The organism is Methylotuvimicrobium buryatense 5G (assembly GCF_000341735.1).
Taxonomy (GTDB): Bacteria; Pseudomonadota; Gammaproteobacteria; order Methylococcales; family Methylomonadaceae; genus Methylotuvimicrobium; species Methylotuvimicrobium buryatense.
The window spans coordinates 4,672,844-4,698,226 of sequence record NZ_KB455575.1; the positions used below are offsets into that span (position 1 = coordinate 4,672,844).

A 25,383-nucleotide genomic window follows, 5' to 3' on the forward strand; every position below is an offset into this window, starting at 1 on the left:
TCAGCTTGCTGAAGCCAATTGTCCGAGCAGTGGCCAGTCGTAGCCACTTCTGCGGGACGGGTTATTTAACCCGTCCCCAACGTTTCGGTTTGCCCTAAACATTTCGGCTGACTTCGGCCAAAATCAAAACGTTTAGGACGGGGTTGAAAACCCCGTCCTGCTAGGGATATGCTGGTTTTTTTTGGGCTTTAGCTGAAGAAACTTGCTAATCAGGAAAAAAGTTAAAATAGAGAATATATCGATAACTATCATTGTAACTATTCAGACCTCCAGAACCACTGGAGGAAATTTTGGAATCTGCCGTTCGGTCGTAATTATTCACATCCTCCTATAGTTCCCACGCAGAGTGTGGGAACTATAATTGCTGGGGGACTGAATAGTTACATCATTGGTAAAACGTTAATAAAATAAATGTTTTCTATTTCATTATCCCGTTCTTAAAAAATTTCAATCACATATACTTATCATGAGTTTACTTATCTGCACTAGGCACCTTGTCTAAACAGCAAATAAGAAAGCTTGCTCTGCAATAATTCTTTAACGCTCGGCGCATCGTGTCGAGCGTTTGTCTTTTTCTGCCGGATTGTAGTCTTGGTTTTCTTGGTGCGCTGTTGAGTGCCGTTAACTTGGATTGCTCTCCGGCATTTTTGTTTAGGAGTATTCGTGATGAGTATGCAATGTCCTATCTGCCGATCCGAGCAGGTGATTACGTTAGACCGTGCCAAGCGCATTGGTGGATTAGTGGGTACTGTCGGTGGCGCCATGAGCGGGTGGGCGGCCTCAAGATCTGCAACAATAGTGGGCGCAGAGATTGGGAGTGCTGTCGGCTTGGTTGGTGGACCGGTCGGTTCGGCTATTGGTACCGCCGGTGGCGCATTAATGGGCGCTTTGATATGGGGGGCAACCGCCGGCCTGACCGGTGCAAAGCTAGGTCAAGTCATCGATCAGAAAGTGTTACACAACTACGTGTGTCAGGACTGCGGACTGCAGTTCGGCGATATTCACACCGATCAACCATTAGACTAAATTCGGAGGTATTACGATGGCACATTTAGTTGAACAAATGGCCTATGTCGGGGCGCAACCCTGGCACGGCTTAGGTAATCTGTTAGCGCCTAAACAACCCTTAGAGGTTTGGGCGAAACAAGCCGGCATGGATTGGCAAATCAAAGAAACGCCGGTGCAATTTATGACCGATATCCCCGAATATATGGGCGGGCTTCATCGATTTGAAGAGCAAAAAGTATTGTACCGCTCAGATAACAAAAAAGCTTTGTCGGTGGTGTCCAAGCGTTACCAAGTGGTGCAACCGCAGGAGGTATTGGAGTTTTACCGGGATCTAACCGAAGTCGCAGGTTATCAGCTGGAAACCGCAGGAGTCTTGAAAGGCGGCAAAAAGTTTTGGGCGTTGGCTAAAACCGGACAGGCGACGGCGTTGAAAGGCAGCGATCTGGTCTATGGCTATTTACTGCTCGCCACCTCCTGTGATGGGACGTTGGCCACGACCGCTACGCCGACCACGATCCGAGTCGTCTGCAACAACACGCTGAGTATTGCGGTCAACGGTGCCAGCCAAGCGATCAAAGTGCCGCACAGCACCAAGTTCGATGCCCAAGCGGTCAAGCAGCAATTGGGTATAGCGGTTTCGCAATGGGATACTTTTATGTATCAGATGCGTACTTTGTCAGAACGCAAAGTGAAATCACACGAAGCGACCAACTACTTCCTTCGGGTATTGTGCGACGTCCCCGCCGCCAATGGCGAACCAGTCGTTTTGAATAACGAGCGAGCGCTAAAAAAGGTGCAAAGCTTGTACGAAGGCCAAGGTCATGGCGCCGATTTGGAATCGGCGAAAGGCACGGCTTGGGGCTTGCTCAATGCCGTGACCGAGTATGTCGATCATGAAAAGCGGGCGCGCAGTACCGACCACCGGATGGATTCGGCCTGGTTCGGTCAAGGTGCCAACCTCAAGAAAAAAGCGCTGGATGCCGCTGTGCAATTGGCGGCTTAGCCAGGTTGTTTCCCTACTGGGTTTGCGTCACGCAATCCTCTGTCACTTAATACGGCATCATTAAGCCGACACCCTACTTGTCACCCACTCACAAAACGCCTGATCGGTTCTCCGGTCGGGCGTTTTTGTGTGTGGCTACGAGTCAGGGCAGTTCGGTTATATATGCTCCCGCGATATCAATACAATCTGATGACCCTTCAGAAGGAGGTCTTATGACACTCTCGCTTGTTAAACCTAAACCCACGCGTAAAGCACCATCGGCCTTACGTTTAATCAATACCCGGAATTTACCTCACGCTGATTGGTTGGATATCCGTAAACGCGGCATCGGTAGTTCCGATGCCGCTGCTGCGGTGGGTTTAAATCCTTATCAGTCATCTCTGGAATTGTGGCTCAACAAAACCGGTCGGGACGGTAATCTGCCCAAGATCGATCCCAACGACGAAACTAGCCCGACCTATTGGGGGCATTTACTGGAGCCGATTGTCGCAGCACATTACAGTCGTCGCACCGGGCATAAAGTCCGCCGAGTCAATGCGGTATTACAACATCCTCATCCCGAATTGAGCTGGATGTTGGCTAATATCGACCGGGAAGTGGTCGGTACGGATGATGTACAGATTCTGGAGTGTAAAACCGCCGGAGTCCAAGGTGCCAAATTATGGCGGGACGGTGTGCCGGAATACGTACAACTGCAGGTACAGCATCAATTGGCCGTGACCGGCAAACACACAGCGGACGTAGCGGTATTGATCGGTGGTCAACAATTAGAGATTCATCGTATCGAACGCGATGCCGTCTTGATCGGTCGGTTAATCGAGTTAGAAAAAGCATTCTGGCGTTACGTAGAAACCGACACGCCGCCGCCGGCGGACGGTTCGGACTCTGCGGAGCTGGCTTTGCGGTGTTTGTATCCGCACGATAGCGGCCGGAGCATAGATTTTCGCGAGGACGTCAGCTTATCCGCTACTTTTGCCGATTTGGTGCAGGTGCGGCAAAGCCTGGAAACTCTCGAAAAACAAGAAGCCCGCTTTAAGCAAGCCCTACAGCAAGCTATGGGTGCCGCCAGTTTGGCTCACTTTGAATCCGGCACGGTCAGTTGGAAGAAAGCAAAAGATAGTCAAGTGTTGGATCACAAACGGTTGCTACAAGATCAGCCTGCGCTATTACAACAGTATGCCACCACCAAAACCGGCAGCCGGCGTTTCATTGTTCGGACAGCGGATTAACGAGAGCGACAAACGGTCAAGTTGTGCCCCCGTTATGTATTTCCAATAACCAAATCAACATACAACACAAAAGCCTTGAGCGGGGATACCTCCCCACTCAAGGCGCTATGCATGCAATGTAGAGTCAAAAACCCACAGGAGATCATTATGTTAAAAGGTTTAGCGATAACCCCGCCCGTCCTTGGGCGAATTTCCATCGGTAAGATCGTCGAAAAGGACGGCAAGCGCTTACCGATGAAAGAAGATCAATTCACGATAACCAGTCAATTACAGTGCCGAGACGGTTGGATATTACATCCCTTCGACAACACTTTGCGTACCGAGCAAGGAGGCAAAATCCGCAGTATACCGATTCGGTTGCTGTTCAACGAGCCGGATTTAAACTTTCGGGCCGAATACAGTTTGTTCGATCGAAAAACCGGTCGTCCAATGTGCGTCGGTAACGGTGAAACCTGCCGGCGCAAAACGGATGCGGGTATTGCCAGTCTGCCGTGCCCGGCCCCGGAAGGTTGCGGCTTGGCTCAAGCGGGGGCTTGTAAGCCTTACGGTCGTCTGAATGTGCTGATTGGCGATGACGATCCCTTAGGCAGCTTCATCTTTCGTACTACCGGTTTCAACAGTATCCGTACCTTGACCGCACGCTTGCAATACTTCAAAGCCATTTCCGGCAATCGGCTGTCGTGCATGCCATTGGAATTGAAACTGCGTGGCAAAACCACCCGACAAAGCCATGGCTCGGCAATCTTTTATGTGGATATCACCTTACGCGGCGATCAAAGCATTGAAGAGGCCATTAACGACGCTAAGCGGATCGAAGAACAACGCCAATCGGCAGGATTCGATCAAACGGCGCTGGATCAGGTCGCGCGATTAGGGTTCGGTAATGGTGCGTTTGAAGACAATGAGGATGATGGCTCGGCGGTCGTGGAGGAATTTTTTCCGGAACAGCAGAAAGAAGCCAGCGATGCTCAGCCAACGCCACCGACCTCTCTAGCTACAAAACTGGACGCGAAAGCGCGGCAATTGTCGTGGCAAGCGCCGGCTGATGCTAAGCCGGCATGAGTGACGAAAGGGAAATGCAACGCGCTAAAACAAACCGCTTCTTAGTCGCATTGGCCTAGCCAGTATCAACCTTTTCGAGGCGATGGACCGTTGCTGTGACGGCGGACGACACTGGAGGGAAACGCTGTAGACGTTTCCGTTATTTTTTAACAATCCTTCCGGGGAAATCCTTTCCCGTAAGGGGAGGGCATTGCTCCGGTTTTCATTATCACGGGAGAAAGCCCATGTTATTCATTCGAGGAACCAATAATCGTTACCGAGTGGCAAATGAAGAAGATGTGATCTTCGAGGCCATCCAGATATACAACCGATGTTTCAGCAAAGGCGAGCCCTTGACCAGTCCGGAAAAAGCGAGGGACTGTATCAAATTGAAACTGGCGCCGTTCGAATACGAAGTTTTTGCGTGCGTGTTTTTGGATAATCAACACAAAGTCATCGCCTGCGATGAGTTATTCAGAGGCACGATCGACAGCGCCAGCGTGTATCCGCGCGAAGTCGTCAAAGCCGCACTGAAATATAACGCGGCGGCGCTGATCTTGGCGCACAATCACCCGTCCGGCATCGGCGAACCCAGTCAGGCGGATAAGGCAATAACCGACAAACTCAAAGCCGCGTTGGCTTTGGTCGATATTCGAGTCCTTGATCACTTCATTATCGGCGAAACCGTCTATTCCTTCGCAGAGAATGGTTTATTGTGATGGATCACGATCACTGACTTTGGCGTTTTATTTTCAACCCATCGGGGAAAATACTCTAATAAGTATTTTCCTCTTTTAATGTATATGATTCCGCCGCGAATCAACACGGGGGGCTTATTATAAACGTTGTCAAAATCCGGCTTCGGTGAAGGCCGGAAGATACTTTATGCAACCGATCTTGATGCAAGCAAACACATCTCATCAAGATCCTATTGTCAACCCGACCGGGGAAATGGATCCCCGGCGGGATCGTTGTTTCTCCGGTTTTGAATCAGAGAAACCGTATGAAAAACCATGATCAAACCAGCAATGTTCCTATTTTAGTTTGGGATACCTGCGATATCGCGTTACAGCAAGCCCAGTTCCTGGTCGAAAGCGGTGAAGCAAGCGATCAAGACGAAGGCTTTACCGAAGCTTGTGCGGACAGCGACCTATTCACATTCGAATGGGAGGCCTTGACCGATTGTCTGACGGAAACCATGACATCGACCAATCCCGATGGTCATTGGCATGCCGAGGTCGAAAACTTCGGCTGGCGAAGGCAAAATGGAGGTAAGTATTTCAAGGCAGAAAACGGCCGCGAATTATTGCACGAGCTCTTACCAAACACCGAATGCACGTTCAAAATTTTTTTGGAAGATGGCCGACTTCGCATCCAAAACTTTCACCACGACGCGCCGACCGGAAACGAATGGTACACGGTTCGGCCTGTTGCACCGTAAGCCGGCCGTTTAAAAGGCTCAACGATTGGGATGTCATCTTTCGGGTTACCTCGTTCTGTCATGTGCCGTTAATTAACAACGCAGCCGAGCGGTTATTGCGGCATTGGGTGTATGGCACTCGCACCGAGCAAGGCTCGCGGGTATTCGCCATTTTAATCAGCGTGATCGAAACCTGCCGTAAAAGACAACAATCCCCTTGGCTTTATTTGGCTGTAATCATTGATCATCAGCGGACCGGGCGGCCGATTCCAAAATTGCCTCCAGTGGCCTGGGGGTCTGAATAGTTACGTTACACCTGATTTAGGCCCGGCCAAACACTACCATTAGACCAAACGTAGATATCTTTTTCATACGCAATATCGTCTATAGGCATCCGTCCTTCCGCTACCATAGCTTGAAAACGTAAGACTAAATTTTCGCCATCAACGAACACCATCATTCTACCCAGGTTAGGAAGAGCAACTGGTTCGTGTTTCATAAAATTTCCTACTGGTATTGGGATGAATGTCATAAAAAAATATCGTTAGAGCTGCGCGGCGCAAACGAAGGGCAGCGTAGTTTACGTCCGAACTAGCGATTTGTTAGCCATGCATTGCGATTTCAGCAATCTTCTGTGCCTTTTCTATACTGATACCTAAAAGAAGTTCGAGGCACAGCTTTGTCAGCGCAATGTTCCGGCAACGCTGTGATTTTCAAAAGCGGCTTCAGTATTATCTGGATTTTTGAAGCAAACCAAATCATTGACGACAATGAGCCAGTTTTCAGTCAGTGGCCAATGAGTGTTCTGTGGCAGTAATATGGTCTAGTTACTCAATAATAATATCATTTTGCTCGCCCAATACCTGACAGTCATCAGGGGCCTGATAGCGTTTATGATTGCACGACTAAGGTAGGCTTTCCATAGCCTTGATGCAGCGTTGGCGAAATCGAGGGTATCGGCCTTCGAATCTTCGATTCCATCGAGGCTATTTACTTAGGTCAATGCTCTGAACTTCATCAATAGCTATTGATTCTTGATCAATACATTCAGAAAATTCATCCATATTTATTTTGTCCCGATCAATAGTGATTGATACCGCTCCGGTTACAATAACTTCAAACTCATCCTCCGCTTCAAAGTAGTGATCATTATGATCCGTTACCGAAGGCCCATCATCCATACAATAGTAATCAGCCTTATATATGTAATAAATAGCACTGACCATTGTTTTCAAACTAAATGGAAATCCAAACTGACCATTTCCATAATATGCCAACTCAGTAAAATCAAACTCTATCTCATCTGCACTATCGTACCCATAAATGGTTGCTTCATTATTATCATCTGGTATAGAAGGGTCACTAATCTTCCTGCCTACTATTGCTTCGCCCACATCACTGGATATTCTTGTGGAAATATCACTGCATTCATCTTCATAGGCTTGGAGAGCGAGTTTAATTTCTTCTATATTGCCAAGTAAATCAATGTCTTTAAGTTCATTTTGAATTATTTCTGATTCAATGAAATCCGATAAATCTTTATATACGGTAACAGATTTTCTTTCAGAGAAGGCGTCTCTTACTTTCTTGTCACCAGCAACTAAATGTATGTCACCATTTTCAAGACATAATTTGTTAATGGCTTGTACGACAAAGCTGTCTGGTATGTCGTCACGAATTTTGGGTGCCTTGAATGGAGGGAAACCATGAAAATATGCTTCAAGAGCAGTATGGGCCTGATCTAAGCATAAAGGATATCGGTTTGCATCTATGCTTTCAGCCCAGTCCGCAAGCTGTTTCTCGGCGTCTAATAGAATATTTTCCGATTCAGCTTCAAGTTGAGCTTTTAATAAATTTATTATCTCTAGCACTTCTGGCGACAACTGTTTTCTTGATAGACAAGATAGACCGGATTGCGCTTTTTCTAAGTCTTTTGAGTAGATTTCGCGTTGTTGAGTTTGGAACTCGCGCTCAACCACATATGGTATATGCAGTTTGAGCCACCCAGCGTTTGCTAATTTTTCAATAGCTTGGAAATTTAGATTATTCCTGCTCGGATTACTTCTGTATATATTGGTATCCAACACTACATGAATCAAAACAATATCTCCAAAGTGCTTAACCTTACCCTTGGCTGGGCCTCATTTGTAAACACCGACCAAACAGCACGCGCGCTAATTCTTATCACGCCAGTCTCTATTGTAAAGAAGATCGTTGTGACTCAGCTTCAAGACCGTAAATTTCTTGATTAACCCTTCTGTTTGAAGGCCAAATTTCTTTGCCTCATCAAAAGATAAGAAAATTTGCTTTGACTTTGTGGAGGCCATAATTCTGAGTATTTTTTGTATAGCGGCTATTTCAATGTTCTTGTAGACCACCGAGTCATGAATAACGAAAGGTAAGCGGGTTAAAGATAGCATAGCCCTATCAAAGCCAATCAATCCAGCATAGGACTTTCCTGTTCCTGTATCACCTGGGGAAGTGAAGCTATAAGAACTTGAGCTTTTAATTCTTAACTCTGAGCTGTTTCTAGTCGGGCCGTAAACAACCTTGTTAAATCCCTTTAGCTTCAAATTAAGTCTCCCTTCAATATCAAGAAATATTTGAGAAAAAATATCATCCAGTCGACTACCTGAAATTTTTATAGCTTCCTCAATCTGTGCCTTTTTCTCAAAAAATTTATTTTCTTCACTTGCCTTATCGGTGATCTCCTTCAATTCAAATACTCGCTTAAACAAGTCATCGGGCATTCCTTTTGATTTTAATGCTGTTTGGATTTGTTGCTCTAAGGACATAATCTCGTTCGTAAGAGTAGATTCTTTCAATTGAGCTGTTGCAAGTTCGTCCTTGAGTTCCTTCTTAACGATACGCCCAATATTCTGATGAAAGGCCTCTACTTGCTCTAGTCTATCTACGTTTACGGAGGGAAAGAACTCAGTTACAAGTTTAATGTTTTCTGCAACTCGTGGCGTTATACCGGAAAGTTCCCTTTGCAATCTTTTTACTTTGCTCTGAAGCTCGCTTCTAAACTTTATAAGCTCGTTCTTTCGCTGATTCAAACTTTGTAAGTTTTTATCAAACAGAGCCTCATAAGCATTAAGTGTTCCACTAAAACCCTGTTTGAGTTGCTCAATTTGTACAGCGTTTTCTGCAATAATATTTTTGTTGGCTTTGTACTTGGTTTTATTTATATTTGGGATAATATTCTCAGTCATTGAGCCAGATATTAACTTCTTACGCTCTCTATACTTATCAATTACCTTCTTCTCAGCTGCAATTTCCCCTCTACGCTCAAAGAGATCAATCAATCGGCTAATTGCAGTTCCAGAAGGCTCTTTAAGGGCGGATATGAATGGTTGGTCAGGTTCCAAACATCCTTTCTTCCATATTCGAGCGAAAGGGCTAACAATAGAGCGAAAAGAACTTTCAAGTTTTGCTAATCCATAAAGTTCTTTAAGTGTTCTGCAATAATCCTCAACAGATACTTCATCATGCCTGACATAGCTTTCGTTACAGACGTAAACCAAATCTGAGGGATCGGTCGAGCGCGAGAAGTAATACGATTTTCCTGAAAACTCGAAGGAAAAATTATAGTGGTGATGACCAAGTGCATTAATAGCTCCAGCTTCATCTTTAAGGAAGCTACTTCCTCCGTATATGAAGTCTATAACCATCAAAGCCGTAGACTTTCCAATTGAATTCTTTGCATCATCATCACCTAATATGATGTTGAGTCCTTGGTGAAAGGTAATGCTGGAATGATTAAAAAAAGGGCAGTGAATTTCTTTAAGCATACTCAACTAAGCCAGTCTTATTATTTATATTCAGTAAACCCAGAACATACAAAACATCAAGAGCATGAATAAATTCGGAAACATCGTAGAAAGAATCCTTGGTTCTAATATATACATCAAGAACTGTTTCGACTTCATTTTTATCTGCCAGAATGCACTTCATCTTGAAAATAGTAGATTCTTCAAGCCTTGTAAATTTACTCGGTACCAGCATCAAAAACCTCACAATTCTGGACAAAAAAAGAAGTCAATACCTTTGCGGCCAAAATGGGTTTGTTGGATTTTGAGCTGATCCATTGAGCAACATAATTGAATACAAAATCTTTGTTTTCTGGATTTTGCTTATTCATAGCAAGATAGTATGAGTTGATTTGATTCTGAAGAATTCTTACTGATGCTTGGTCTTGCTGTTCTAGGATACGGATATGATCCCGTATTCGCACATAGAAACTAATTGCATACATCTTGATTTCACTTTTTTGCAGTGGGCTCATACCTGTCCTTAGTTTTTTGTCGACTGTTGAAACATCGAAATTAGTTGAGCTAAGTGACGTTTCATCAAAATCAAACGAGGCAATTGCATCTAATATTTCGTAGACTTCCTCTTGAATTGTATGCTGCGATGCCGTTTGCTTTGCCCTCGCTTCACTCAAATATCCATCCTTAATTTTCCTAAGTTTTATAAGCTCATCAAGCTTGAAATCTTTGTCATATTTGGTATGGCATGTTGGACATAATGCAATAACGTTCTCAAGAGCATTTATATCAATAGGAGTCGGATACCCGATAAGAGCAGTAGCTTGAGACGGCGTAGGATTCAATGGATAGATGTGGGCAACTTCATAGCCCTTATTTGGTTTTGTTGAACCCTGTTTTTTAAAAAGAATTGGCAGTGTGCAGAGAGGACAGCATCCGCCAGTTTCCCCGTAAAGAATGCTATGCTCGTTGTCACTGTATCCATCTCTCTTTTTTGCTGCCATATTAAAGACCTTTGACTTTATTTAAACTCACTGCTGCCATATTTTAGGGCCGTAGGCTGGGTGGAGTGGCAGCGATACCCCGCTTTAATGATTTCTAGCTGGGTTTCGTTATCATTTAACCCAGCCTACTTCTACAAACGCAGGTTTAGCTTATTATCCCTTGGCGGTCATTCTAAAGCTCAAACGACTGTCTCTCTTGGGACGGTTTAAGACGCTCAAGCTTCATCAATCTTGCCAGCAAGTGAAGTGAAGTTTAAAAATAGATCAAACGTCGAAAAATTCTTCGTCCACTTTCCGGATGTGAATCGTATCTTCAATCCTGCAACCGACGTTATACCGGATCATCAGTTTTGCAAGTTGAAGGTTGTCGATTAGCACAATTCTTTTGCTCAGGAATTCCGCTGTTTCCTTGGCGGACAGTGAAAACGTCGAGGTCGTCACAAAAAGTCCCTTTGTAGCCTTATGCCGGTCCAGACTGCCGAAGAAATCTCGAATTGCACCTGCTCCAACCGAGTTGCCTTCGGCATAGCGCTTGGCTTGAATATAAACACGGTCGAGACCGAGTGCATCTTGGTCGATGACGCCATCTACACCATTATCACCGCTCTGGCCAAGCGCTTTTCCGGCTTCGGCCTCGGTGCCACCATAGCCCATACTTAACAACAGAGTAACGATCAGTCGTTCGAAGAAATCCGGCGGGGCTTTACGAATTCGGTCCAATAAGTCTTGAGCAAGTGAAGCTTCGATCTTGCGGTATGCTTCCCGCATAATCTCATCGGGGGTTTGTTTTTGGTCGTCAAAACTGACACTCTCGCCTGAATTACCGGTTTCCGTTGAATTGGTTTTTTCCCTGAATTGATTGAATTCCTCATATTGGGACAAGAATTGATTATCAATCTGTGGCGGGTTTGATTGTAATGCCTCGCGGCCGCGCGGCGTGATCTTGAAATGGCCGCGACGGGTAATTTCAACAAGTCCAGCTTTGTTCAAATAGGTCTTGGCCCAATGGACACGATTGCTGAAAAGCGTCTGTTTTCCTGACGGCAAAAGCTCAGTTCGTTCGTCTTGGGTTAGATCCAGTTTATTGGCCAATTCATCAACAGCCTGCCCGATCCGGATTTCGCCGTTGGCGGAAATTTTAAGAACTGGGAGCATAAGGGATTGGTAATCAGGGATAGCCATGTCAAACCGCCTGTATAGTCATAGGTCCTTCCGGTTGCTTTGTGGGGATTTGGTTTTATTAAAATTCATTTAACTGTTTTGAAGTCTAAAACGGTTACCAACCCTTGCTCAGCAAACTAACAATATCCCTACGTGATAAAACTTTCTCGCAACGCTCCCAAAGATTGGCATTGGGATCAACGGTCGCGCTGTACTTTAATTCAAACGCATTTTTGGCGTCATCCCGCTCATGGATGTATTGCTCCATACGCTTTTTTAATTCTTCCTCGCTGGCTATCCAATCATCTTCAATCGTATCGGGTAAGCTGCCAAAAATATCGTAAGTATCTTTCAGTCGCTCGGACAGCACTTTATAGACCTTTTCATCCTGGGTTTCGCTATAAACCAAATTCAGCATATCAACGCCTTTTCTGGCTTGTCCAAAGCGCTTGATTCGGCCAAGCCGTTGTTCTAGCTTCGACGGATTCCAAGGTAAATCGACATTGATTAACGTACCGAGTGCTTGCAGATTTAATCCCTCACAGGCTGCATCCGTTGCGACGACTAATCTAATTTCCCGGTTTCTCACGGCTGTCTTGATGGTTTCCCGTTCAACCGCGTTAAATTGGTTATTTAAGATTAATCCGCTTTTCCCTTGTCCAGCATAGACTGCCACAATTTCATTGTTTAACGATTTCGCCAATTCCCTGGCCATCCATTCAGCCGTGTCGTAATACTGACTAAAGATGATACATCCATGCTCAAGCCACGTTTTACCATCGGTTCTAAACTCGGTTAAAAACCATTTGACCGTTTGCAACTTGGAATCCACCGCTTCGGGCCTGGACAATTGGCTTTCGATTTCCCGTAAGCAGTCCACTTCATTGGGTGACATGTTGGATAGCAAGGTCTCAACGGTTTCAGCGTTATCCTCGTCTTCGTTGGCAACCGTATGTTGCAACATTCTTTGTGCCGTCTTCTTACCGGACTCAAAACTTGAACAAATACGTTGCAGCATCAACGATTTCATGAACCCACCTGCTTTGGTTCGCGCATTTAACAGCTTGCTGAACTTTTCCGCACTCTCGTAGGCGACTTGGAACGGATGATTGGTCGGGATGCCCAGCTCAATAAACCGGGATTGATATAAACTGCTTTTGCCGGGTAATGGATGAGCACTAACACTCACTTTTTCCATCAACCCCATATCTTCAAGCTGTTTTCGTTTTCTTAAAACGGTGTGCCTTAATACCGGATTGCAGGCATTGAAAAATGAAGCATCCAGACATTCCGACAACCACATGCTCTGTACAAAATAATCCAGGTTGTCAAAGTTATGTGAACAATGAAAATCATCATTCGCCATCCCTAAATTATCCCGGATGTTCTGAACGGTAGGGTTTTCACCTGACGGCGGCAAAGGGTTGCGCAATAACGCCCAAGCCTCTCTTTCATCAATTGGCCGACTTTTTCCAGTCACCAAAGCAGTCGCCATTTCGGTGTTGTGCCACAATGACAAGGAATCGCCTAAAACGAATTCAGCACCACTATTCAGAATTTTCAGTAATTCCCACAGTTCGTCCACATGGGTCTGTATCGGTGTTGCGGTGCCCAAGATCAGATGCCGGGTTCGATGCCCCATTTCGCGCATAAAACGCAGCAGATTATTCGGTTGGTTCGCGTTCTCGCCCAAACCACCTTTGACTCTAGCTTTATGCGCCTCATCCAAAATCACGCAGCCATAGCGGTTTTTCAACAGCAAACCGGCTTCCTTGACGAACTCACCATTGTCACACTGATGCATGATCAAACCCGTCGAGAGTATGCCGATTTTATTAGGGCATTTTTTGATTGATGAGGCTTCTCCGGGCGGAGACAACATTTGGCCTTCATTGCCAAGCCAAACCTTTTTTTGCGATGACCAAACGGCGCTTGGAATCCCCAACTTATCTTGCATTTCTATTTGCCATTGCATCGTCAGGGTTGACGGTGACAAAATCAGCACCGGTCCATCATCCATTAACGCACTAACTAATGCGCTGGCGGCCATGGAAAGCGTCTTGCCGACACCGACCTCATCGGCCAACAACAATCGGGCTTTGCCGTAGATTTCCCGATGTTGTAAAAACAAGGTGACAAAAGAACGCTGCCACGGCTGTAATTGTTCACCAGCCCGATAAATGGGCGCTTCCGCCAGTGCCGCTGCGGGTATATCAGCGGGTTTTAGCGCATCGATAGTTACTTCTTGCCGGTGCGCGACCCGATGAACTTCCGCGATGACCACTTCGGGAAGTGGAATGCCTTCTTGCCATAACGCCCAAAATTCTTCTTCTACCCAATCGGCGCTATCGCTATCTTCATCTTGCCAAACCAATTCATAATTTTTGGCAAACGCGCTTTTAGAATCATTGACCGAACCGATAAAGGCTTTGCGCGTACCATCCGGGTAATGAATCGATCCCGCTTTGCCATGCAGAAATAAGCGCTCTTTGGGCACGACCCGAATTTCGACATTGCCCTTTCTGAGCAACGCATCCAGGATTTGATAGCGATCTTTGTTTAACAAGGCTTCGGAGGCCACATCCACATCGTTCCAACGCTCCTTGATGGCAATGTCTCGATGGGTTGCCACCTTAAAATCGACCCAATTCAATTCGGAATTACAGATGATTTTGACTTCAGGTATCTCGGCAATTTCTTCGCCAATCAACTCAAAGATAGAACTACGAAAATATCCCGCAATGCGGAAATATTTGCTGGCGCCTGTCAGGGCTTTGGCTAGAAACTCGCTATCCAGCGCGTGGGTTCTTGATGAAAATCGGCTCAAAGTCATGTCAACGTCCTTGCTCTGTTATCAAGCAATCGTATGGGTTAATCAAATTACACCCTTTGATTACGAATCGCTTCCGCCAAAATACGTGCCGCGCTGGCTTCTTGGTCAGGTTTAAAAGTCTTGCCGGGTTTTAGCGTTCCGCGTTTTTCTGCCAGGTAATCGGCCATTTTGGCTAATAGTTTTTTGTTCGCTAAATAATTCGGACAGTTTTCCATCAAGTGTAACAACACATCCTCCACTTCAACGTCTTTTTGAATTTCAAACAAGGCATACAGCAAAGCCCGCATCGGCGTGTTAGCCATTTCCGCGTTACCCGACATCAAATGACCTTTCATTTCCGCGCCTAACTTTAACCGTGCCGAATTGGCTTTCGATGAATCGCTCATCAGTTGGTCGAAATGATGCACTTTGAAGGCCTTGGCAAAATTTTGGTAATTATCCAAAGTCTTCAAATTCTGATGCTCCATCTCCGCCATTTTCAGGTAAAACCGTTCCACTGCCGTCATTTTTTGCCATTCGCCTTTGTCAAAACCGACCGGTACCAAAAATTGCACGGCGGTTTGCACGGCAAAATCGATCAATTCATCGACAAAGGTTTTGATTCCTTTCCGGCGCGGCTGCTCGGATTCGACCACCATATCCTTGCCGTCGATCACCGAATACGCGGTCAGCACTTTGAGCGCTGCCGCATAGCCTGCCATTTGCAGATCGGCATCGGTATACAGTCCTTCGGGATGATGGGCGCGAACCGACTGATCCAGGCCAATCAAGGATTCGACTTGCTGTTTCACTGCGTCTTCAATTTCCCAGCCTAAATCATCCCGAAAGGTCTCCAAATGCTGATGACGCTTGCGCAGAATCAAGATAATCGTGCCTTTGACATTCGCGCCCTGGCGTAAAGCCGAGTCGGTTTCGGTGACCACATACCAGGCGGCAGTCACTTGTAGACCACTCGCCCAGATAATAGTGGTCATGTCCGACCAAATCGCGCCGCTTTGATGGGTGAACATCAATACCTGAAGACCATGATCCGGCATGTGCTGCGCCATGTTCCGATACGCGGCAATCATGCCTTGCCGAAAGCCTTCGTCTTCGCCTTTGATGGCTAACGAGCGGCGGCTGTCCCAGGTCCAATGAGCAAACTCAGCGGGCGGATTTTTACGCAGCCAGGCAATGAAGAACTCGGTGATTTCTTCGTATTTGACGGCATCGCCGTATGGCGGGTCCGTTATATAAATATCATTTTCTATATTAAGATGTTGTGCCGAATGACATTTTACAGACTTTTTTGAATAAGTAGGCAACGTCGAGGAATTGGCTTTCGTCAAAAGCAAGTTCGAGATAGAACCAGTTGACCTTACTGGATAGTTATACAAGGTATTTAGAGCTTGATTATCAAATGTTGCTGCTGAGCCACCACCACCACCAGCTTGTGGGCGCCATCGTGTAAGTTTAGACATGTGATTTAACGCTTGGAAAAAATTATATTTTCCCGTTGCATCAGATAGCTCATTAACTAATTTGTGAAAAAGCAACTGCCGCGCATTAAACAAATGATGCCAATGCGTCCAGCCTCTTGTTCGGATAGGCTCATCCGTTTTATCGCCCGCTTCAATCACACTATCCGGTATAAAACCCTGTTCTTGCCAATCGGCTAACTGTTTGGCGACATAATCGATGACGATGCGTTCCCGTTTCAGGTCATCTTCGGATACCGCCCGGAATTGATATTCAAATTGCTTGCTGTTCGGTTTCGGTCTCATCCATTGCACGCAATATAAGCGTTCCTGAAAAATATCATCAGGGCGCGGCATAAAATCGGATTTTTCCCAGGGTCTTAGCCGGTTTTTATTGTCTTTGCCTTCTTTGTAATCGCCGCGAATCGTATTGATACTGACGCGATAAACCGTTTCGCCGTCCGGGGAATGAATCACCGTGCCGTCTTGAATGGTTCCCAGTTTAGCGGCTTCCACTTCTTTGTCCGTTGCAACATAAACCACATCAATGTCATAACGCTTTTCCGCCGGAATGGGTTTCAGTTTGGCGATAACTTGATAACTTTGGCCGATAATAAAAGTCGGTAATAACGGCACTGTCCAGCCGCTTTCAGGACAAATCACTTCGATGCAATACAGAAAGACTTTTGCCCGCCAGCCTTGACCATCGGTTTCAATCCCTAATTTATCGATTTCCTGTTGCACTTTTTCCGCTAGTTCTTTTTGCGCTTTGTCGATGTTACGGCGTTGTTCAGGGCTTGCGCCGACGATATTAAAAGCCCCCCAGGTCAGCATACAGGCGATGGGATTTAGATCAGAGGCATAGACATCGCACCCCAAACGCGCCGCTTCAAACGGAATTTGGCCACTGCCGCAGAATACATCCGCCACTTTAGGCCGATGCCCAAAGCGTGCGATGCCGATTTGTTCAATAAATTCGGGAAAGGAAAAGGCATTCGTTCCGTAAAACGCATTGATTCGAGGCCAGATGTGCCGATGCACTTCATCGATCAATTCTTCAGGGCGTTTGGCAATAGAGACATTGCTACGGTAGGCGTTATAGGGCAAGGCTTGCGCTTCCCAGTGCAGTTTTTGCTGTTCCGAAATAGTCGTGCGCCAGCTTAACTTAGGCGCCACCGTTTGCTTTTTATTGTTCCGCATCACTTCACACGGAAAGTCGTTGACATCAAACGGGGTTATATCGGGCACATCGGCGTGTTCCGGCGTGACTTCAAACCAGTCGGCAACGATTAAACCCGAAACGCACTGGGCAATCGCATTGGGTTTAATGCGGCCTTGGCGTATCGCCAAAGATTGACTATCCATGCCCATCAGCAATTCAAACATTTCCAAGTCTTGCAGACTATCCTCGGTGGTCGGCAATAACGCGCCTAAGATACAGGCTTTGTTGAGAATCAGCGGCTTGCGGCCTTTCCAAAATGCACCCAGCGAAACGAGATGTTGACCATGACTTGCCATCCGTTCTTTATAACTTTCAACCGATAATTTTTGTACCGGGAACAGGTGTTCGATCAGCGCGGGGCGGTCTTGCCATTCCAAAGGTTTAAGCATTTGTATCCATCCAGTGTGTTTCGTTTGCCAATTCCAAAACAGTCGAAATCAATTGTTTGCTTAAATAAATATCCGATTGATCGAGCTGACGTAATAGCGGCGCGATTTGGTCGATTAAACCTCGTTGCTTGGCGACGAGTAACACGCCTAAAGAGCCGATTGTTTCAATTTGATTCAGTGTTGCGATGTTGCGTCCACGTCGGTCATCAATCAATAATTTGTCTGCGCTGATTTGTTTATACAAAATCATGGCTTCCGTTTCACCCGCGTCAGCAAAGCCATCTAAAAAGACGTAATTTTGCATATCCACTTTGCGAATTTTGTCTTTTAAATACGTTGTGAGTTGGCTTGCTTGCTTTTTATTGGGTTGAGTGGCTTCGTTATAAACGCCTTCCGGCACAACAACCTGGCCAAAAATTTGATCTAAAAGCGCTAAACGGTCACAGATTGATAGGGCAATTAGAGCGGAACAATCGGCAACTAAAATCATAATGCATTCATACCCGCTAATTCGCCGAGTAACTCTTCTTTTGACACGTTGATAACAGGCACTTCATTTTTTTTGCATTCAGCCAGGAAATCGTAAATATCCAGTGCGGCTAATTCTGCGGCCTTGGATAGTGTCACTTTTGCATTCTTAAATAGCCATAAGGCGTAACTGAGCCGCATATCATGTTCTATTTCATTGATCGGTTGTAAGACGACAAAATCATTAGGGAGGTTTATAGCAATTTGCATGTGTTAGTCCTTAAGTTTGATGTAACTGTTGATCATATCGCGTTCCCAACGTCTTCGTTGGGAACGCATACCTTAGAAGCTCTGCTTCTTGTGTTTTTTCTTATGATTAACAAAACCAATTTTCAATTAACAAATCGGAAAAGTTTGCAAAATCATCGACATTGCGTGTGACTAAAATTAAATTATTTGTTTTCGCAACGGCTGCAATTTGCGCATCGACAAAAGGAGGGGTTTTTCCTTGTTGCTGAAGATGAGCGGCTGTTTGACCGTGCCATTTAGCGGCTTTTTCGGTATAGGGCAAAATAGGAAACTTGATCAAAACGGATTCAATATAATCGGTTGTTTTTAATCGTTTTTTAGAATCGGGCAATAACTCAGCGCCGCGCACCAATTCATAAAATACCATTGCCGCAATTGCGATTTGTGCATGATAACGTTTTATATTTTCAATGACTTGCTGATTGGGCGTCGCTTTTAATGGTTCTGAAATAGTGTTGGTATCTAGCAAATAGATCAAACTCATAGCCGAAAATCTCTATCCGCATTTGTTTTTCTGTTTTCTTCAAAAGTTTGTGTATCCACATCAATATCTTCGGTTTGATATTTATTTAAAAATTCTGTTAAAGCCATCCCTGTATTATCCTTTGGCTCTGAAAATTCATAAATAATCGCTACTTTAGCTTTACCCGCTGGGATGTCATCAGGCAACGATAAATTAAGTTGGTGATTTTTTGGAATTTCAGTCTCTATTTCATAGTAGGCTTGCATGGTTATTTCCTCGATAATCGGGTTTAAAGTCACTGTTAATCATATCTCGTTCCCAACGTCTGCGTTGGGAACGCATACCTTAGAAGCTCTGCTTCTTGTGTTTTTTCTTATGATTAACAAAACCAATTTTCAATTAACAAATCGGAAAAATTTTCAAAATCATCGACACGCTTAAATCTCGCCTTTCTCTACGAAATCGAGTAGTGATGAAGTTTCCGGCTCATCTTTTGCTTTTTTGAGTACGGGTTTCATTTTACGTTGTATTTTAATGCCTTCACCGTCCGATAAGGCGCAGTAAATCGCTTTGCGCCAACCCCTATCGGTTTGATTTGCTAAACCGGCTTCGGACGCAGTCTTTGTGTAGAACCACCAGCGTTCTTCCGGTCGTAACGCTTGCCATTTTTGGCAAATAATCGAACACTCATCTAGGCCGGCATGTTCCGCCGCCCAAGCCAACACACACAGTTCACGTCCTAAAAAACGATCCAGTTTCACTTTACCTACTGACCAGGTACCGGTATTCAGTTTTTTTGCCTTGAGGCGGGTATTAAAATCGCGCCGGGCTTCGTCGCGTATCTTGTTCCACAGTTTTCGCGCTAAATGAACCCGGCATTGCGTGGTCTCGCGCTGTGTCGCATCGCCATCGAAACCATAGTCTTCAAACACACTCACGGCTTCATTCGGGCTCGCGGGGATTGTGACATAGAAACAATGCTTGCCGAACTCAGCAGGCGCACCGAAATCCACGGTTTGACTCATTATTGAATCACCTCGTCGTTGTTGAGTTCTATCCCTAAATTTTTGGCAAATTGCTCAAGGTCGTAGCCGGTTTCCGTATGGACTTTTTTGAAACTCATGACGATAGGTGATTCAGGTGGCACCAGGCTTTGCAAATGCGCTAAGGTTTTTTCAATAAAGTCGGCATCGATTTTTATCTCCCCTAAGGACAAATTAATTGACTTCGGTCCGGAACCGATCATCAACATCACTTGCTCGAATGTGATGTTTTTTTCTTTCGCCATTTTTAAACCGTCATAGGTTTTGGCGGAATTGTTCAATTTTTTCGGCGTTGTACTGGCGAGTGATGCCGGTTTGGTTTTATCAATAATCAATTCGTCCGAGCCGACCGGGGGAAAGCGGAAGGTAGCTTTGGTCTCCACGCCGTCGCATTCGGCGAACACGTAGACCGCAGCTTCCGTATCGCTAATTTCGAAAGGACCGGTGTAATCCAGGCCATTTCTGGCTTCCGAGCCGTCTAAGGTATATTTTAGAGCTCCCTTGGGCGATACGAACAATTCAACAGTCCGCGCCTTATCGTTAAGATAGTTACGAATCGTCAGTTTGTTCTCCCACGTCGTGGGATTGCCGGTTTGATTTTTACCCGTGGGATCAATGGCTAAAAATTGAACCCGCAAGGCTTGCGTGACTAAAATATTATCCGTCAGGACCGGGCTGTTCTCTGAAACAGCGCCATCTTCTTGGTAATAGATTTTCGGACTGTTTCCGGCATTGACCGTTTCGATTTTTAAGCGCACCTCCCCCTTATCACTCTGACTGCCTTCTTCGGTGAAAATGACCTCGGTCACTTTGGGTTTCGGTTTTTTGGTGATGTAGCCATTACCTAAGTCTTCCCAAATGCCACGCTGGCAGGCTTCGACAATCAATAAATCAAAGCCTTTGGGCGGCAGCCATGGCATTTGGGTTTTTTGTCTGAGGCGGTCTAATAAATCGACTTTGCGGACCTCGTCTTGCGAGCCGAATAGCAGTTGTTCCGCTCTCGCCTTGAGTGCATCGAAATTATCTGTGATGTTGGTGTAGAGTTTGATCGGATCACTGGTCAGTGTTTTGATAACCTGTTCTTCGCCGTTATAGGGTTGGCTTGTTGAATAGGTGCTATCCAAGGCCTTGGGTCGCAGCATGTCTTTGCTTTGAGTGTTACCCGGGAATAACAATTTATCAAAGACCGTCAAAATCGTCGTTTCAAAGTCTTGCTCATACTGGATTTTTTTATCTTCCAGCTCTTTCCGCTGTGGATGAGAGTCATGCAATTCCGGTTTGGCCTTTTCCACGGCGTAAACGTGTCGCGCCGCTTTTTCTATACTGGCTATCGACGATTTATCGCCGGTCAAAACCAAGAGATTATTTTTGTGGGTTAACCCTTCAAAAAACCGGCCGATGACTTCCGGTGGCGTTTTACCGTCCGGGCTGATGATTAGCAGAACGCGACCGTTTTTCAGCGCGGCTTCGGCTTCATCCATCTCCGGCAAAGGCAATACTTTCTCATAGGCCTCTTTCGATTTTGCCTTATACATTTCTTCGAGGTGATGCTTGATTAATTCATCGACTTTGTTTTGCGGCGCTTTTTCGGCGTAGCTTTGCAGTTTTTTGGTTAGATTTTCCTGATGATCGAAATAACTGCGTCCTTCCTGGGTTTGGTGGAGATACCAGGCGGATTTATGCAGCTCTTCGAAGGCGGCACGAAAATCACTGGCTTGATGATTCGGATCAATCAGGCATTCCAGCATTTCGCTTTCCGATAAGCCCTTAACCGAATTAACCGCTGTCGATAAACTAGAGGTCAGTAGTAGTGTTCCGACCTGCTTGGCGTAGTGGTTGCCGTTATGGATGTCGATGATTTGCGCGTGGGCGCTATCGGATGAATTCCATAAGTCTTTGGCAATCACATCGCGCATTTCCGAAATATCCGCCAGTTTTTCTCTGACTTCCGGGATGGATAAATCGAAATGTTGAACGCCTATGAGATAGATATCGTCTTTACTTTCCCAAACGGATTTCAGTAAGCGGGACACCAACTCCATTAAGCCGCGTGTTTGCTTGAATTTTTCGTTTTCTTTAAAGAGCGCGACAATACTTTTAAAGCTGGGATGGAAGGGATAGGTATCCTCAATTTCGGACGCAATCGCCTCGGCGCTCCGCTCTACCGTTTTTGCCTTAGCCGCTTCGGCCAAGCGTGCGGCATACACCGCCGAGATGTCGGCGATTTCACTTTTATCGGGTAGTGAAACAAACAACCGTTTTCTGAGAATGTCATAGATTTCATTCGATTCGAGGTTGACGGGCGTAATGGCGACTTCAGCGCGTCCCAATTCTTGGGTGGCATCATCCAGGGCTTTTTGGATGAGCTTGCCTCCCGTGTCATAAGCGGCCTCTAAATCCGATACGACGATACAGACATTTTTCTTTTTTTGAGCAGCCGTGAGCATGTTGGAAAAAGCGCGGGTAATGACATCGGCGACTGTGCCATGGCCTAATACTTGGGTGCTGTAATAGTGGAAATACGGCGGCATTTCATCCAATAAAATCAGAATTGGATCATCGCCTTCGAACAGCTCAACCCAAGCCTGTTCATCAGGCGCTTTAGCGCCGGATTCCCAATATTCACGAAATAATTTTTCTTGGCCGAGTTGCCGGGCAATCTCGCCCCAAAGGTAGGTGTGCGGATTGTTTCGACCATTGAACGCAGCGATACGCGCTTGATTGAAGTCCGCTTGATAGGGCACATGCCCAATCAATTTCTTTCTCAGCTCGGCCTCTTTTGCTAATAAACCAAAACCCACCATCAAGTGGGTTTTACCGCCGCCCATTGCTTGTTTCAGATGAAACACGGTGTCATTGGATTTTCCGGCTAACCGCGCAATTCCTTTGCTCAGCAAGGTTGTCATGCCATCGGTGATAAAAGTTTTCGCAAAGTATCCTTGACCGTCAGTATCGTTAATAATCTGATCGAGCTGCTCTATCTGATCGCCAACGTTGACATCCAGAGCTTTCGGTTGAAGCGTACAGGCATTGCGGAGGGTCTTCATGACGATGTCCTTGTTGTTTTAGTCAATTCTCTAAATGTGTTAAGTGGCTAAATTAGCTATGTTTTTTCTTCGAACTTGGTGAAAATGCTTGTGGCTAACAAACTTATCCAAATATTTAAAGCCTATCAGACCATACTCTTCGGCCATGAAACACCGCCAAAACCTGAATCTGTTGACCTTGCACTCGATACGGCAAAATGTATTGGGTCCCGGTCAAAACCAACTCGCGCGTTCCTTTAACCCTGCCGGCACGACCTTACTGTGGTTGATCGATCAATACGCCGACACGCGCTTTGATCTCTGCCAAAAGAGTACGGGCGGCATTGGGGTTTCCGGTGGCGATGTATTCGAAAATATCCCGTAAATCCTGACGGGCGGGTTCGGTCCAGACGATCCTCACGCTTTGCCTTGGGCTTTCCGTTCAATCAGCTCTTCCATTTCGCGCATAACATCATCGTGTTCGACGACTTCGCCGCGATCTGCGGCGGCAATGCCTTGGTTGATCTTCTCAATTTGCCAGGCGTGATGCTGGAGATATTCCTTCAACGCCTGATTGACGATGTAATTGCGTGACCGGTCCAGCGATTCGGCGATGTTGTCGAGTTGACACAGGATATCTTGTTCGGTTCTGACGGTGAATGCTTCTGTGGAGGCCATAATAGTAATTCGGTTCAGTTCGATTCGGTTGTAATCTTAGTCCATACCTTATATATGTACCATCAGACTCTCGATGAGAACCCGATAACCCTTTTTCTTCTTAGCATCAAAAACTTTCCCAGCGGCTTCCAATGCTTCCGGTTCGGTATCGAACCAATCCTTCCGCACGGTTCCGGGCGATCCTACCCGGCCCCATTCCCGGACCAACGACCAATCGCCGTCTAAGCCGGGCGATACAAACATCTGATAGAACCGGTGCATGTTTTGGTCGGGATCGTGGCGTTCCAGGTAGATGCAGTTCATGACTCGTATTGATTTAGTTCAGACTACCCCATTTACGGTAGCGCTGATGACACCGTAACATTGCGCTTTGTGCCCTTCTCGGTTATCGCATAATCGACAACCACCCGATTATCGTTGGGGTATAACTCATCTTTGCGTTGAATCAACCCGCTCAACAGATGAAAGTAAACAACTGAATCTGGAGGATTCTCGGGGTTTGGATTGCTCATATACTCATTTAGATCATCTTCAAATTTATTTTGAGTTGAAGGCATGTTATTGAGTGTGTCCGATAACATATCATGTCGCTTTTCCTTCGGTTGAAGCGCGATATTCCAAGCCACCGCCGCCGCTGCCATCAGATTTTTGTATCCCTGCAAAGGCAAATCGTGATCGTAAGGCTTGCAAAGATTAATCAAGGCTTCGGACAATTTAACCCCACCGTATTGCTGAAGCGTGGCTGCTTGTTGTCGTTTTAAGTGTTTTTTACGGCTCGCTTTGCCCATCGTTATTTCCTAAATATCCGCCACCAGCTTACTGAGCCGCTCCTGTCCCGCATGCGTGTAAATCTGCGTCGTCGCAATACTTTCATGGACTAGCAAGGCATGAATATCCAACAGTTGAGTTACATAAGTATACCGGAGCTTATGTTGCGAAAACTTATTTTTAATACAGGTTTTTTAGGTTATCTGCTTCGATAGAACTGAGGGGGTATGTTGTGTAATCGGTCACAATTGCTTGGCTTTTTTATGACGATAAATTCATCACGGCACTTGTCCTCTTTTGATTAATCCAGAGTCCGGCCAAAAGAACGGCAATGGTACTTGCCGTTCTTTATTGCGTAAACACTTTCTTCCGAGAAAAAATCCCTAATGGTATGGAGTGTGCACACTCCATAGATTGCATTAATGAATGATTAACAACATTGATGTCCGTATTAATTTTTTGGAGCTCCAAACTATGTTCGATAACCACAATAATAACTCGGCACAAGATAAATTTGCCCACCTTAAAGCGATTGCCGCCGGTGAAGTGTCGACAGAACAGCCCATTCCCTGGCAGCATGAAGTCAATAACCCACTCATCGGCACAATCAAAGGCTTTGGTGAATTTCATCATGACCGATACGGTCCACAGAAAACGGTAATCGTGGAACGAGAAAACGGAGAGGTCGTGTCGGCTTTTATGAATACCTACATATCAAATGGCATGGAAAGGTCAAATGCGCAACCTGGCGATTTGGTGCTTATTCAATTGATAGGTAAAGGCAAAAGCCAAGATGGCAATCAGTACAATCAATTTCAGTTGTATGTAGAAAAAGCTAGCAATTAAGCGACACAACACCAGGCACTGGCTTTAGGCCGGTGCCTGGTGAATGCCTTATTGATTGCTGGCTATCGGTCGCTGTGTGTTTTTTTGAAGCCTATTTTATTACCGTGATTTTTACGTACCCATCCATTCTCAAGAAGTGCAATATACAAAACATAGCGACTACGGAACGCGTCAATTACTGCGTAATTCAGAAGAACTTCTGGTCAATAACTCGGTCCTGTGTTCAGAATATGTGTATTTTTTAA

General features: G+C 45.7%; 24 protein-coding genes and 2 pseudogenes. 8 read left to right on the forward strand and 18 right to left on the reverse strand.

The features are described from left to right. The first annotated feature begins 666 nt into the window (after positions 1–666). The 7 genes and pseudogenes from METBU_RS0121155 to METBU_RS0121185 form a co-directional block, all read left to right on the forward strand. Positions 667–1,026 (forward strand): hypothetical protein, encoded by a 360-nt coding sequence (locus METBU_RS0121155; protein WP_017842513.1) that lies wholly within the window; start codon positions 667–669, stop codon positions 1,024–1,026. A gap of 16 nt (positions 1,027–1,042) precedes the next feature. Next, entirely contained in the window at positions 1,043–2,011 is a 969-nt protein-coding gene (locus METBU_RS0121160) for a DUF932 domain-containing protein (RefSeq protein WP_017842514.1), read from the forward strand. A gap of 212 nt (positions 2,012–2,223) precedes the next feature. Further along, positions 2,224–3,240, forward strand: coding sequence for a YqaJ viral recombinase family nuclease (locus tag METBU_RS0121165; RefSeq protein WP_017842515.1), 1,017 nt, complete (start codon positions 2,224–2,226; stop codon positions 3,238–3,240). A gap of 147 nt (positions 3,241–3,387) precedes the next feature. Further along, positions 3,388–4,302 (forward strand): recombination directionality factor, encoded by a 915-nt coding sequence (locus METBU_RS0121170; RefSeq protein ID WP_017842516.1) that lies wholly within the window; start codon positions 3,388–3,390, stop codon positions 4,300–4,302. A 224-nt stretch (positions 4,303–4,526) separates the two neighbouring features. Beyond that, entirely contained in the window at positions 4,527–5,000 is a 474-nt protein-coding gene (gene radC, locus METBU_RS0121175; RefSeq protein ID WP_017842517.1) for a RadC family protein, read from the forward strand. Positions 5,001–5,284: 284 nt separating this feature from the next. Next, positions 5,285–5,722: a hypothetical protein gene (locus METBU_RS0121180; RefSeq protein WP_017842518.1), complete on the forward strand. Its 438-nt coding sequence runs from the start codon at positions 5,285–5,287 to the stop codon at positions 5,720–5,722. A gap of 17 nt (positions 5,723–5,739) precedes the next feature. Continuing rightward, a pseudogene (locus tag METBU_RS0121185) lies at positions 5,740–6,006 on the forward strand (IS66 family transposase); the annotation flags it as partial. Positions 6,007–6,011: 5 nt separating this feature from the next. Here the strand turns inward: METBU_RS0121185 and METBU_RS0121190 are convergent. The 18 genes and pseudogenes from METBU_RS0121190 to METBU_RS0121285 form a co-directional block, all read right to left on the reverse strand. After that, positions 6,012–6,200: a hypothetical protein gene (locus tag METBU_RS0121190; RefSeq protein WP_017842520.1), complete on the reverse strand. Its 189-nt coding sequence runs from the start codon at positions 6,198–6,200 to the stop codon at positions 6,012–6,014. Positions 6,201–6,687: 487 nt separating this feature from the next. After that, positions 6,688–7,800, reverse strand: a complete 1,113-nt coding sequence (locus METBU_RS0121195; protein WP_017842521.1) for a PIN domain-containing protein — start codon at positions 7,798–7,800, stop codon at positions 6,688–6,690. A 75-nt stretch (positions 7,801–7,875) separates the two neighbouring features. Then, positions 7,876–9,495, reverse strand: coding sequence for a DUF2326 domain-containing protein (locus METBU_RS0121200; RefSeq protein WP_017842522.1), 1,620 nt, complete (start codon positions 9,493–9,495; stop codon positions 7,876–7,878). Further along, positions 9,488–9,709, reverse strand: coding sequence for an ABC-three component system middle component 7 (locus tag METBU_RS29285; protein WP_017842523.1), 222 nt, complete (start codon positions 9,707–9,709; stop codon positions 9,488–9,490). The genes METBU_RS0121200 and METBU_RS29285 overlap by 8 nt, the downstream gene beginning before the upstream one ends. Then, complete coding sequence (locus METBU_RS0121210; protein WP_017842524.1) at positions 9,693–10,475, reverse strand: ABC-three component system protein; 783 nt, start codon at positions 10,473–10,475, stop codon at positions 9,693–9,695. The genes METBU_RS29285 and METBU_RS0121210 overlap by 17 nt, the downstream gene beginning before the upstream one ends. A 264-nt stretch (positions 10,476–10,739) precedes the next feature. After that, a complete protein-coding gene (locus METBU_RS0121215) occupies positions 10,740–11,630 on the reverse strand; it encodes a restriction endonuclease (RefSeq protein WP_017842525.1) in 891 nt (296 codons plus the stop codon). Positions 11,631–11,751: 121 nt separating this feature from the next. Then, the gene (locus tag METBU_RS0121220; RefSeq protein WP_017842526.1) at positions 11,752–14,469 is read right to left on the reverse strand and encodes a phospholipase D-like domain-containing anti-phage protein; all 2,718 of its coding nucleotides are present in this window, start codon (positions 14,467–14,469) and stop codon (positions 11,752–11,754) included. 47 nt (positions 14,470–14,516) lie between these two features. Next, positions 14,517–17,537 (reverse strand): anti-phage-associated DUF1156 domain-containing protein, encoded by a 3,021-nt coding sequence (locus tag METBU_RS0121225; protein ID WP_017842527.1) that lies wholly within the window; start codon positions 17,535–17,537, stop codon positions 14,517–14,519. Then, positions 17,530–18,027 (reverse strand): DUF3368 domain-containing protein, encoded by a 498-nt coding sequence (locus tag METBU_RS0121230; protein ID WP_017842528.1) that lies wholly within the window; start codon positions 18,025–18,027, stop codon positions 17,530–17,532. The genes METBU_RS0121225 and METBU_RS0121230 overlap by 8 nt, the downstream gene beginning before the upstream one ends. Next, a complete protein-coding gene (locus METBU_RS0121235) occupies positions 18,024–18,275 on the reverse strand; it encodes a UPF0175 family protein (RefSeq protein ID WP_017842529.1) in 252 nt (83 codons plus the stop codon). Before METBU_RS0121235 ends, METBU_RS0121230 begins: the two co-directional genes overlap by 4 nt. A 106-nt stretch (positions 18,276–18,381) precedes the next feature. Continuing rightward, complete coding sequence (locus tag METBU_RS0121240) at positions 18,382–18,798, reverse strand: type II toxin-antitoxin system VapC family toxin (RefSeq protein ID WP_017842530.1); 417 nt, start codon at positions 18,796–18,798, stop codon at positions 18,382–18,384. Further along, positions 18,795–19,043, reverse strand: coding sequence for a hypothetical protein (locus tag METBU_RS0121245; protein WP_017842531.1), 249 nt, complete (start codon positions 19,041–19,043; stop codon positions 18,795–18,797). The genes METBU_RS0121240 and METBU_RS0121245 overlap by 4 nt, the downstream gene beginning before the upstream one ends. A gap of 171 nt (positions 19,044–19,214) precedes the next feature. Then, positions 19,215–19,802: an anti-phage-associated DUF3780 domain-containing protein gene (locus METBU_RS0121255; protein WP_017842533.1), complete on the reverse strand. Its 588-nt coding sequence runs from the start codon at positions 19,800–19,802 to the stop codon at positions 19,215–19,217. Further along, positions 19,802–22,867 (reverse strand): anti-phage-associated DUF499 domain-containing protein, encoded by a 3,066-nt coding sequence (locus tag METBU_RS0121260; protein WP_017842534.1) that lies wholly within the window; start codon positions 22,865–22,867, stop codon positions 19,802–19,804. Before METBU_RS0121260 ends, METBU_RS0121255 begins: the two co-directional genes overlap by 1 nt. A 115-nt stretch (positions 22,868–22,982) precedes the next feature. Then, positions 22,983–23,267: pseudogene (locus METBU_RS29165) on the reverse strand (type II toxin-antitoxin system RelE/ParE family toxin). After that, positions 23,264–23,524 carry a CopG family ribbon-helix-helix protein gene (locus tag METBU_RS0121275; protein WP_017842537.1) on the reverse strand — a complete coding sequence of 87 codons (261 nt, stop codon included), beginning with the start codon at positions 23,522–23,524 and terminating at the stop codon, positions 23,264–23,266. The pseudogene METBU_RS29165 and the gene METBU_RS0121275 overlap by 4 nt, the downstream one beginning before the upstream one ends. Positions 23,525–23,572: 48 nt before the next feature. Then, entirely contained in the window at positions 23,573–23,827 is a 255-nt protein-coding gene (locus METBU_RS0121280; RefSeq protein ID WP_017842538.1) for a WGR domain-containing protein, read from the reverse strand. A 32-nt stretch (positions 23,828–23,859) separates the two neighbouring features. Beyond that, positions 23,860–24,312 (reverse strand): hypothetical protein, encoded by a 453-nt coding sequence (locus tag METBU_RS0121285; RefSeq protein ID WP_017842539.1) that lies wholly within the window; start codon positions 24,310–24,312, stop codon positions 23,860–23,862. Positions 24,313–24,718: 406 nt separating this feature from the next. On the opposite strand from METBU_RS0121285, the gene METBU_RS0121290 reads away from it, so the two are divergent. Beyond that, positions 24,719–25,138 carry a hypothetical protein gene (locus tag METBU_RS0121290; RefSeq protein ID WP_017842540.1) on the forward strand — a complete coding sequence of 140 codons (420 nt, stop codon included), beginning with the start codon at positions 24,719–24,721 and terminating at the stop codon, positions 25,136–25,138. Positions 25,139–25,383 lie beyond the last annotated feature (245 nt).